Source organism: [Haemophilus] ducreyi (assembly GCF_900109315.1).
GTDB classification, from domain to species: Bacteria; Pseudomonadota; Gammaproteobacteria; order Enterobacterales; family Pasteurellaceae; genus Haemophilus_B; species Haemophilus_B ducreyi.
In genome coordinates, this window is the sequence record NZ_FOJC01000003.1 from 189,468 (window position 1) to 200,754 (window position 11,287).

At 45.3% G+C, this 11,287-nt stretch carries 7 protein-coding genes and 3 pseudogenes; all 10 read left to right on the forward strand.

What is annotated here, in order from left to right:
• Positions 1-29 precede the first annotated feature (29 nt).
• On the forward strand, positions 30-434 hold the full coding sequence (locus tag BMX01_RS03240) for a DUF6631 family protein (protein WP_064082117.1): 405 nt from the start codon (positions 30-32) through the stop codon (positions 432-434).
• A gap of 23 nt (positions 435-457) precedes the next feature.
• Entirely contained in the window at positions 458-643 is a 186-nt protein-coding gene (locus BMX01_RS03245) for a hypothetical protein (RefSeq protein ID WP_126497614.1), read from the forward strand.
• Positions 644-758: 115 nt separating this feature from the next.
• Positions 759-3,986 (forward strand): tape measure protein, encoded by a 3,228-nt coding sequence (locus BMX01_RS03250; protein WP_234946419.1) that lies wholly within the window; start codon positions 759-761, stop codon positions 3,984-3,986.
• The gene (locus BMX01_RS03255) at positions 3,986-4,984 is read left to right on the forward strand and encodes a hypothetical protein (protein ID WP_064083346.1); all 999 of its coding nucleotides are present in this window, start codon (positions 3,986-3,988) and stop codon (positions 4,982-4,984) included. The genes BMX01_RS03250 and BMX01_RS03255 overlap by 1 nt, the downstream gene beginning before the upstream one ends.
• A gap of 2 nt (positions 4,985-4,986) precedes the next feature.
• Positions 4,987-5,953 (forward strand): annotated as a pseudogene (locus tag BMX01_RS03260) (hypothetical protein).
• The gene (locus BMX01_RS03265; RefSeq protein ID WP_064082114.1) at positions 5,953-7,635 is read left to right on the forward strand and encodes a hypothetical protein; all 1,683 of its coding nucleotides are present in this window, start codon (positions 5,953-5,955) and stop codon (positions 7,633-7,635) included. Before BMX01_RS03260 ends, BMX01_RS03265 begins: the two are co-directional and overlap by 1 nt.
• 44 nt (positions 7,636-7,679) lie before the next feature.
• A pseudogene (locus BMX01_RS03270) lies at positions 7,680-8,488 on the forward strand (phage BR0599 family protein).
• 17 nt (positions 8,489-8,505) lie between these two features.
• A complete protein-coding gene (locus tag BMX01_RS03275) occupies positions 8,506-8,757 on the forward strand; it encodes a hypothetical protein (protein WP_064082113.1) in 252 nt (83 codons plus the stop codon).
• A gap of 4 nt (positions 8,758-8,761) precedes the next feature.
• Positions 8,762-8,965: a hypothetical protein gene (locus BMX01_RS03280; protein ID WP_064082112.1), complete on the forward strand. Its 204-nt coding sequence runs from the start codon at positions 8,762-8,764 to the stop codon at positions 8,963-8,965.
• A pseudogene (locus tag BMX01_RS03285) lies at positions 8,965-11,287 on the forward strand (phage tail protein); the annotation flags it as partial. The gene BMX01_RS03280 and the pseudogene BMX01_RS03285, both read left to right, overlap by 1 nt.

Here is an 11,287-nt window from a genome sequence, read left to right on the forward strand (position 1 = left end):
TATTTAGGGGCTTTCTCTAGGTTTCAGTCATGCAAAAAGAAAAAGATGAATTAAATGTACTCTTCCCGCACCAAAAATTGACTATTGCCGGTGAAGAAATCGAAGTTAAAGAATACTCTTTAATCCAACAGTTACAACACCGAGCCTTGTTTATGCCGTTTGTGACGGATTTGCGCACTACGCTTTCACAAGCTGACACGCAATTCGGACTTGACCCATTGATGAGTTTGCTCGCAGAACATTATCAAGATGTTTTAACCATGGTGAGCTTATCTATCAATAAGCCGCTGGAATGGGTGCAAAACTTAACCGGCGAGAATGCGGAAACGGTATTGATGATGTGGTGGACGGTCAATAGTGATTTTTTTACCCGTCAGGCGCTGCAACCGATGTTAGAAAAAGCGGTACTGCAACAAGCGCAGAAGCAGAAATAAACTGGGCAGAGCTTATTGAACAATTGATTGCAAGCGGACATGATTTTAACCAAATTCAGTATTACACGGCACGCCAGATAACGCTGTTTTATCAGCAATCGATTTTGCGTGAGCGACGTTTAAGAGCTGCGCGCACGGTAGATGTAGCTTATGGGGTAAATGGTGGTAAAGAGGTGACCGGTTATCTAAACGATTTAACCTCGACATAGTGCGAGGTTAAATTTTAGGAGCAAATATTAAGCTTAATAAGAATGCAAAAGGCGATCTAAAAATTGCAATGATAAAAGCAATCAACGGATAAGTCAATGTGCCTAATCCGAGTGCTTGCCCGATGGTCGCTTGCCCGAAAAGCACGCACAACAAGCCGATAAGGCAGCATCAAAGCTTGGCAAAACCCGTGCTGGTGTTGAATCTATCAGTAAGCAATTAGCCGAATTAAAAAAACAAGCCATTGGCTTAACTTTGGGTAATGTGGCGATTGGCAATTTAGTGCAAACCAGTGACGAATTTAAAAGCCTTGAAGCACGCATTAAATTAGTTTCTCGCTCAAATCTTGAAGCTAAAGGCACTTTTCATGGCTTGATGACTGTAGCACAAGAAACGGGGACAGCATTTTCTGCTACGGCGGAGCTTTACACGCGCGTTTTTCGTTCATTAGGCGACTCGGCAAACTCGGCAGAAATCTTGCGCTTTACGAAAACCGTTTCACAGGCGATGACAGTCAGCGGTGCTGGTGCACAAGAAGCGCAAGCAGCAATCATTCAGTTATCACAAGGTATGGCAGCCGGTGCATTACGTGGCGAAGAATTTAACTCGGTGTCTGAACAAGCCCCGATTATTTTAGAACTCTTGCAAAAATCCCTCGGCAAAACCCGAGGCGAGTTGCGCAAAATGGCGGAAGAAGGTCAATTAACCACGCAAGTGATTATGACTGCCGTGGCTGAAGGTGCAGACAGTATTCAAAAACAATATGAGCAAATGCCATTGACGATTGGCAAAGCGGTCACGCAACTCTCTAACGCTTGGCTTGAATTTGTCGGCAATACCGATAAAACGCTGAGCGCATCTACCCTTGTTTCGACGGCGATTTCGACGTTGGCAAATCATCTCGAGGGTTTAGCCGGCATTGCCATTTTAGTCGGCACGGCATACACCGCGCGCTATTTATCAGCCATGTACACTAGCATTAGCTTAAAAAGTAAAGCAGTGATCGCGGAAAGTGCGCACATGGCAGCGATTAACGCTAGTGCAACGGCTTCTGTTCGTCAAGCACAAGCGACTGTAGTTTTAATGCAAGCGGTCAATGGCGAGACGGTATCGGTCGGGCGCGCAACAAAAGCCTATGGTGCGCTTGCTGTTGCCAAAGCCCGAGCTGCTGCCGTCAATGTAGGCTCGGGATTATTTGCGGCAATCGGCGGACCAGTTGGGCTGGCGATTACGGCTATTGCAGGGCTGAGTGCAGCGTATCTGTATTTAAAAAGCCAAGAGGAAGAAGTTGAACGTCAATTTGCCCAATCTCTCACTACGCTTGATGCCAATATTGAGAAAACTAACGCCTTAGTCGAAGCACGTACCAAATTGGGCGAAATGGGCGGTTTTAGTGATCGCCTTGAACAGCTCAAAGTTAATACGGCGTCATTAGATGAAGCGAAACAAAAACTTGAAGCACTCATTGCCGAGCGCGATAAATTGCTAAATCAAAGCCGTACTAGCGTCATGGGCGGATTAATTAATGCCGATGAAGTAAATGCGCTTAATGCGCAAATTGATGAGCTACAGCAAAAAATTGACTCAATGAGTACGGCTAGCAGCGAATTAGCCAATATTACGCAAACGCAATTAGCAGTGGCTTGGGACGCAGCCATCGAAGCCGGCGGTACATTAGCAGAAAAATTAACGGAAATTGGCGACCCGCAACATCCTGAAGCAGTGAAATTGCTCACAGAAGCAATCAAAGCAAGTGAAACCGAAGCCCTTGCGATGAAAACGGAAGTGGAAGAACTCACTCAAAAGCTCAAAAAAGATTTGAGCCAAGCCTCCACGACGGCAATCGAACGCTTAGAAGCGATGCGTACAAAATTTGAAGGCATTGCCGCACAAGCAGGGATGTCGGGCAATGCAGTGCAAGGTTTTATCAACAAAATCAATGAAGCCATTGGCTTGCAAACTCAACTTGAGCAAAAGCAAGCAGAGAAAAAAGGCGGCGATGAGCTAGAAAAACTGCGTACCCGCGCACGTCAATCGGGAATGAGTGAGCTTGAAAAGAACCTTGATAATGCACGTAACAATAGCAATTGGACGGATGAGCAGAAAAAAGAGGCAGAAGCACTCTATCAAACGATTGAAGCAAATCAGAAAAAACTGCGTGAACAGGCGGAAGCGGACAGAAAAGCAAAAGTGGAAGTGAATAAAGCGCAACGTAAAGCGGAAAGTGATGCGAAAAAAGCGGCACAAGATACAAAACGTACGGCAGAAGAAGCCACAAATAAGCTACGCGAACTCAATAGTGATTACTTGCGCTTAACCGGACAAACGGCAAAAGCGGATCTGCTTGATGTACAAAGTAAATACAACCAGTTACTCGCTTTATTTAGCAAAGCCAATAACCAAGACGGCATTAATTTGGTTAAGCAAATGTTACCGCTGGAAGAAGCCAAGGTTCAGTTAAATGGCATTGAGGCAGAAATTAACAAAGTGATGCAGGCACAAAGTGCCAAAGAACAGCAGATTCAAGCGCAAGTACAAACCGGGCTTATTTCACACTTTGAAGGACAGCAACGCTTAAAAGATATGTATGCGCAAACGGTAGCAGAAATTGAAAAACAATTACCGCTCCTGGAAAGATTAGCACAAATGCCCGGTGCGCAAGGCGAAGCAGCCGGCGCAATGCTTGAACAAATGAAAGTAAAAATTCAAGAGCTTAAACAGACAGGAAACGAACTTGAAAATGCGTTTAAACAGGGTTTAACACAAGGTATCCAAAGCGCATTGATGGGACTTGCTGAAGGCACAATGAGCTTGGGTGATGCGGTAAAACAATTAGCCCTGACCGTGATAAACAGCATGGCGCAGATTGCCGCACAACAACTGGCAATGCAAGCGACCAGTGCCATTAGTGGCTTTTTCGGCGGTGCGGGTGCAGCCGTGACGGCAGCCACCGGTGGTTTTATTTCCGGACCGGGAACAGGCACTTCGGACTCCATCCCGGCACGGTTATCCAATGGTGAGTTTGTGGTGCGTGCGGCAAGTGTGCAGAAATATGGCGTGGGCTTTTTACATGCAATTAATCGTGGTCATTTACGTAAATATGCCACCGGTGGATTGATCTCTGCACCATCAATGCCGTCATACAACGAGCTAACATTGACCCAAGAAATGCAAAACGGCACGGCAGGACAACAGGCGGTAGCAAGCCCTGTAACTATCCAACAAACGTTAGCGGTGGATAGTGCGGAATTATTCACGGCAGGCATTAATACGGTCGCGGGTGAACGTGCGGTAATGACCGTGATTAGGGCGAATAAACAGACATTAAAACAGGAGTTAGGCTAATGGCATACACAACAGGCACAGCAGAAAACGAGCGTGATTTATTAGACAAAATCAATAAGTTTCTAACACAAGATGAAACACTCAAGCGCGACGGACAAGCGTGGACAGTATTACTTGACCGTAAATTGACCGAAACCGCAACACAAAAAGAAATCCGTCAAATTGCGTGGAAATCAACCGGTACCGGCGTTGAACAAGATATTTATCTTGTGGCTTCAACCGATAACTTAATTTCAGCTGATACTTACAATCTTAACTTTTGGGGCGGCACGTTTTTCAATGAAAAAGCGGTTACGCCAGCTGAAATTGACAAAGGCTTAATTAATGCCTCCCCTGGCGTTGTTTTGTTTGCGGATAACCGTCCAATCGAATATCACATTGTCGCAAGTGGACGTTGTTGCAAAATTATCACACGCATTTCGCAAGTGTGTTCAAGTGCTTATCTCGGTTTTATTTTACCGACCGTGCCGCCGACAGAATACCCCTATCCGCTTTGTGTTGCCGGTAGCGCACCGATTGTGGATGAAAACAACCGTGCGGTACGAGTACGCTACTCACAAACAGGTGAATTGCATTCATCAATCATAGACGCTAAATATGGTAATTGTTGGCTTTTTACACCTGACCAAAGCTGGCGTGACTTTTACGGCAGCAGTTACAAAAACTTGCGTACCGATTCACGCAGACAATCGCTATTCCCGTTGTGTAATTATGAGCTTTTCAGTTCATATCAACAGCCACGCAGTATTGATTCAATGGGCGAAAGCCAAGGCGGTGCTTATCCATTGATACCTGTTGAATTTATCAGTCTCAAGGATTCTAGCCAAGGACGTAACCGTTGGGGCACATTTGATGGCGTGTATTGGATTCCGGGTATTCAGCGAGCAGCAGGCGATCAAGTCACTATTACTGAAGGACGAAAAGGGCTGGTGTTTAACGGTGGCTATCGTGTAGCAACCAAGGATTATTTTGTGATTGAGACAACAACGGAGTATTAAGCATGGCATATCAAACGGGTAACGCAAAAGACGTTAAGGAACTACTTAAAAAATTAAGTGAGTTTGCTCAAGGCTTAAAGTGGGTAGTAGATAAGTCGGAAGATAATTTGCTGTGCTTACACAACGAGCAAGGCTACTGGTCGCTTATGTTTAAGCCTGAAGTTAATCAGTTGTTTACTTATGTGAATACCGGCTTCGATACCAGTAAAAAAGGCCATGAACAGCCCGGTTCATCAAGAGCGCACGCTTATCGTGAAATCGACACGGCAACCTCTCAGTTAGAAAAAGGCAATTATGCGTCTTATGACTTTTTCGGCACGGCGCAATATTTACACGTTGTCGTGCAAATTGAAGCGGAAAAATTTCGGCATTTTGGCATTGGCACGTTAAACAAAGAAGGCACTTATACCGGCGGTCAATATACCTATGGCACTTATATCACAAAGAACTACGCGCATTATCAAAATAGCGACCACGCTTACGGCTTTTCTAACGGGGCGCGTGGCAATCAAGCGGTTGTCCGTGCCGACGGTATCAGTGGCGATAAACGGACACCTTGGTATTTCGCTCCCGTAAATGTTTCAGATTATAAAGATTTGAGTAATGCGGATAAAGGCAAATACCTGCTTACACTCGGCAGAGCGGCGATGACAACAGACGAAAATACTTATCATCCTGATGCCTTACTTGTCTATTACAGTCAATCTAAGTTCGGGCAATCGTTAATACCGTGTCCACACAGCTTAATTGCACATGGTATTGATGGTATTTTTCGCCGTTTAGGTATTCTTGCAGATCGCTATGAATGCACAATGGTTGTGTCTCTCGCCCCGTCAAATTCTGACCATCAATAGCGAGAAATGGATGATTATTCCGAGTGCGCAATATGACGTGCGTAATGAAAGTTATATTGAAAAAGGGAAAAACAACTCAGGGATTCAAGGCGTGGCTTATCGGATGGTTGAATAATGGCAAATATCAATGGCTATATTGTAACAAGTGGTAAAAGCCTCGCGTCTAAAGATACCGCCTATTTAGACCGCTTGCCGATTTATCGTGGCAAAGCACGTATTGCTGCAAGCCTTATGCCGACAATGTCAGGCAAACTCCGGCAAGGCAAGTTATTAGATTTAGCTCAGTCGTTACAGGCTTATATTGCGCCGAACTACTACAGCGATTTATACAGCCGTGTGCTTGTGATTCCGCATACAGTTAATCTAGGCTCAATTTCAACTGAACAAGTGTTTGATGTGCACTTGTGGAATGCGAACCGACACACGGTCAATTTAACCAAGGTAGATATACAAGATGGCGAAGGCATTACGCTAACCGGCAATCAAACACCACTCACGCTACGCGCACTGGCACTTAAGAAGTGGACGGTTAAAGTCAGTATGAACGGTCCGGCGGAAATTGATTGCACAGTAACTTTTACGATTGCGGGCAAAAATCCGGTTACGTTGCGCATTATTGGCTCGCGCTCTACCGACTGGGAATTTTTCCCCGATTGGTCTGAAGACGTGACTGAAAAACTAGAGTTTTTAACGACCGTGCATCAATCAATTACCGGAGCGGAACAGCGTATTGCAAAACGTTTATCACCCCGTCGAACCTTTGAATTTAAAGTCTCTACCGTTGGAACAGAACGTCAGCGTTTAGAAAATATGCTCTATGCTTACGGCGCAAGAGTGTGGGCGTTGCCGATTTTCACGCATCGAGTTTATTTGGCTAAGCCAACCAAACAAGGCGATAGAACCCTTTCACTCGCCACAACAGGCTTTGACTTTTATGTCGGAGGACGTGCGGTTTTGATGAACGGGAACAAACGTGAAATGGTGGATATTACTGGCATTGAGCCTGATAAGCTTGAAATAAAGCGCCCGTTATTGCATCGCTTTGATACTCACACACAGATCTATCCGTTGCGCTCCGCCGTGCTGACCGATATGCCACAACTTACTCGTTTAAGTGATGGCGTGGCAACCGCACAAATTCGCCTGCAAATTCACGAGCACAATGGCTATGCTGCCGATATTCGTCACTTGCCGACTTATCGTGGGCATCCCGTGTTAGAGCCAACCAGCGAATGGTCAGAAGATATTACCGCACAATACTTGCGTTTGATTAAACAACTGGATAACGACACCGCCTTACCACATTACTTAGATACGGCGAAAAATGCGTTTCAGCTCACAAACCATCGTTTCTTGTTAAATGGGATTGACGCACAACACCAACTGCGCCAACTGTTTTACTACTTACGTGGCAGACAAAAAGCGATTTGGGTAGCAAGTTCGACATCAGATTTAACACTAGCAAACGATATTGTCGGCAAAAATCTCGATATTGAGCTGGTTTATTACACGACTTGCTTATTGAAACAGGCGGGACGGCAAGACATTCGCATTGAGTGTACCGACGGCAGCGTGCATTACCGCCGGATTTTAGCCGCAACGGTAAGCAACAACCAAACCGAACGGCTTGCACTGGATGGTGAAGTGTTAAATTTAAAGCGTGAACAAGTGGCTAAGATTTCTTTTCTGACACTCTCACGCTTAGAGAGCGACACGATTGACTGGAAGCACCACACTGATACGGTGGCAAGTGTGATGGTTAGCTTCCGAGGCTTACATGATGAACTCGAAGTTTAATGATTTAAACGACATTTAAACGATATTTAAAAAGGATTTAAAACGTGAATTATTTAGATAAAACCCATTCTGTTGCCGATGGTCAGCCCGTTACGCTTTATCAATTTACCCGCGGCGATGATGAAAAGATTTGGCGTTTTTGTGATGCTGACCAAGACATTGTCGTAAACAATGAAAAATGGCTGGCAACCGCAATCAGTGATAGCGGTCGTCGCACGGGCGAGAATATCAATATTGTGCTACCGAGCAATAACCCTGTGGCATTGCTGTATCGTGGTATGCCACCGAGCCAAACCGTTAAGGTGATGATTATGCGCTTGCATTATCAAGAACAAGAATTACGGGTAGTTTGGATTGGTACGATTATTGAAGCAAAACGCCCTGATGTACATAAGACGGAATTAGTTTCTGCGGGGCTATCTTCCACAATGCAAAGTGCGGGCTTGCGCTTAACTTGGGGACGTAACTTCCCTTATACGCTCTACGATTACGATTGCAGAGTTAATCCGAAAAATTTTGCGGTTGCAGGTTTGGTGATTAAAGCGTTAAACGGGACAACACTCACCGTAGATGTGCCTGAAAATTTACCTGAAGGCTGGTTTAACACCAGCTTTATTGAGTGGACGGATAGTGACGGCGTGCGCGAAGTACGGGCGGTAACGGTACATAAAAATAACCAAATTACCCTAATGGGTGGTACACAAAAGCTGTCTGTTGGCACAACGATTAAGGTGTACCCCGGCTGTGACGGACGGGCAACTACTTGCCTAAAAAATTTAACAATATGCTGAATTTCGGTGGTATTCCGCACATGCCGAATAAATCGCCTTATGATGGGTCACGGGTATTTTAATTTAAAAGGAGAACGTTATGTTTGCAGCCATTGGTTGGGCGGTCGTTAAATATGTTGCAGTGCTTGCGGTCAGTTATTTATTAAATCAAGCGCTTGCGCCAAAACAACGTAGCGGACAAGGACCGGAAGCGGTTTCAAGCGACGAATGGAATTTCCCGCAAGCGAATGAAGGGACACCACAATGTGTGTTTTTCGGCGATTGCTGGACAGAAGATTGGCAAGTATTAGCGCACGGTAACTATCGTACCACTGAAATTAAAAAAGGATAAGTAAATGGTCATCACGATACAAGATATGCGCCGTGTGCATTTTTGCGCGGCAGGTGTACAAGCGTTCTTTGAGCGCGAGGGGTGGGATTTCAACGACTTTTTGCAAAATGGAATTGATTCTGAAAAATTCTTAGCCACCGGTAGCGTGTTTGCACGCAAATGCGTGACTGCCGCAAAACAAGCACAACAAACGAAAGGGGAAAAATAATGGGTGGCAAACGCAAAGGCGGTGCGGTAACGGTCGGTTATCGTTACTACTGGGATATTCATTCGGGGCTGGGACGCGGACCGGTAGATGAGATTGTGGAGTTACGCATTGATGATAAATCGGCGTATGTCGGTAAGCCAGGAGAGCTAACGCATTCACAAGCGACTTATATTGACAAGCCAAACTTGTTCGGGGGTGAAAACACTGGTGGCGAAGGCGGTATTCAAGGGCGGTTAGAGATTCTCATGGGTGAGCCTGACCAAAAACCAACGCAAATGCTAGTTAATCTGTTAAAGGGCAATCAAAACCCTGCTCCTGCCCAACCGAATAACTCCCGCTTACGTAAGGCAGGACAACGCAAAAAACAGCAAGCTCAGCAAGACTTTTTCTCTGCTGGCAATGTGACTGAAAGCAATCTTGCAAAAGATGATTTGATTCCCGGCTTCCGCAGTATTGTTTCCACGGTGTTTAGCGGGCTGATTAGTTGTTATAACGCGTACCCGAAAAAACATAGTTACCGTGTGCGACGGGCATTAAAAGGCTGGTTTAACGGTACGGTGTGGTATCCGGAAAAATGCAAAATTATGTTACGCAACGACACGTTAAAAATGTCAGGACTGACAAAAGAGCAAGAAGAAAATGCGCGTCAAATTCATGCTATGAACCCTGCGCATATCCTTGTTGAGTGTGCCACCAATAAAAGCTGGGGTGGCAAAAAGGACTTAAGTGATCTTGATTTAGACAGCTACAAAAAAGCTGCAGACACGCTCTATGAAGAAGGCTTCGGATTGTGCTTACGCTACAATCGCCAAGGCTCGATTAAAGAGTTTATGCAACAGGTTATCGACCATATTGGCGCGGTGCAATACGACAACGTGGAAACAGGTAAGCAAGCCATTCGTTTATTGCGTAACGATTATAACCCCGACGATTTGTCCACATTTCACTATGATAATGGGATTTTGATGGTGCAAGATGATGACAGCTCGGCAACCGATACAACAGCCAATCAAATTATCGTGAAATGGCGCGACCCGGTGACAAACCGTGAAGACCAAGCCATTGCGAATAATATTGCGTCTGTGCAAATGCACGGTGTTATCGCAAAAACCGTTGAATATAAAGGCGTGCCGACTTTTGATTTAGCCGCTCACCTTGCACAACGTGATTTAGAGATGGTCGCCAGCAGTTTAACATGAAGATTGTGTTTGATATGCGTGCCAGCGAATTGAAACACGGCGATGTGTTTAAAGTACATTTACCGGAACGTGGAATTGAAAGTGCGGTTTTTCGTGTCGGTGCTATTGAAAATGGTAATGAAAGCGAGCTTATAGTGACTTGTATGCAAGATGTGTTCGGTTTACCGGCTGCAAATTACTCAACACAAAAAAGCGAGTCGCTTTATGTGCCGCCGGATTACACCGCCAAGCCGATTAATGAGGCGCGATTACTTGAGGTACCGTATCACGTGTTACCACTGGTGTTAAGTGAAGCGGAGTTTGCATTTGTTAAACCGACCGATTGTTTTGTGTGGAGCTTGGCAACTCAACCGAGCGCACTGTCGGTCGGTTATGAGATGTTAGTTGATGCGGGTGCCGGTTATACGCAAACGACGACCGGCTCATTTACACCGTATATCAAACTCGAAGAGCCTGCGACAGCGTACCAAACCACGTTTAAATTTAAGTTAGAGGGCGATTACGCAGCGTTACAGTACGCCGAAGCGGTTATGATTGACGATGAGATCATCAGAATTGATGCTGTGGATTTTAAAACTGGCACAATGACCGTAGGGCGCGGTTGTGCGGACACGATACCACAGGCGCATAAAGCTAACACTATTGTATGGTGCTATCTGCTTGCCGCCGGCACGGATGAAACAAAGTATACGGTAAACGAAATGCTCAAAGCCAAGTTATTAACCCGTACACAGATTGAAACGCTCTCTGAAGATGCAGCTAGTGTATTAACACTAACCACACAGCAACGACAAGCGCGCCCTTACCCACCGGCAAATGTAAAAATAGACGGTGCATTTGTCGATAAGATTGCAGACAGTTCAGCGTTTACGCTTACATGGGCGCATCGAGATAGAGATATTCAAGCAGACCAACTTATTGCGCATACGGATGACAGTACTGCACTTGGGAAAGGTGTTAGCTATAAAATTGATTTAATGGATGGCGATAACATAGTGCGGTCAATTACAACGAATGGGACAGAATTTGTTTATCCGGATGAAGGCAAAACAGAAGGAGAACAATTTAGCAAACTGGCGTTCTACGCAGTAAAAGATAAGCTGACAAGCCTGTATCGCTATGA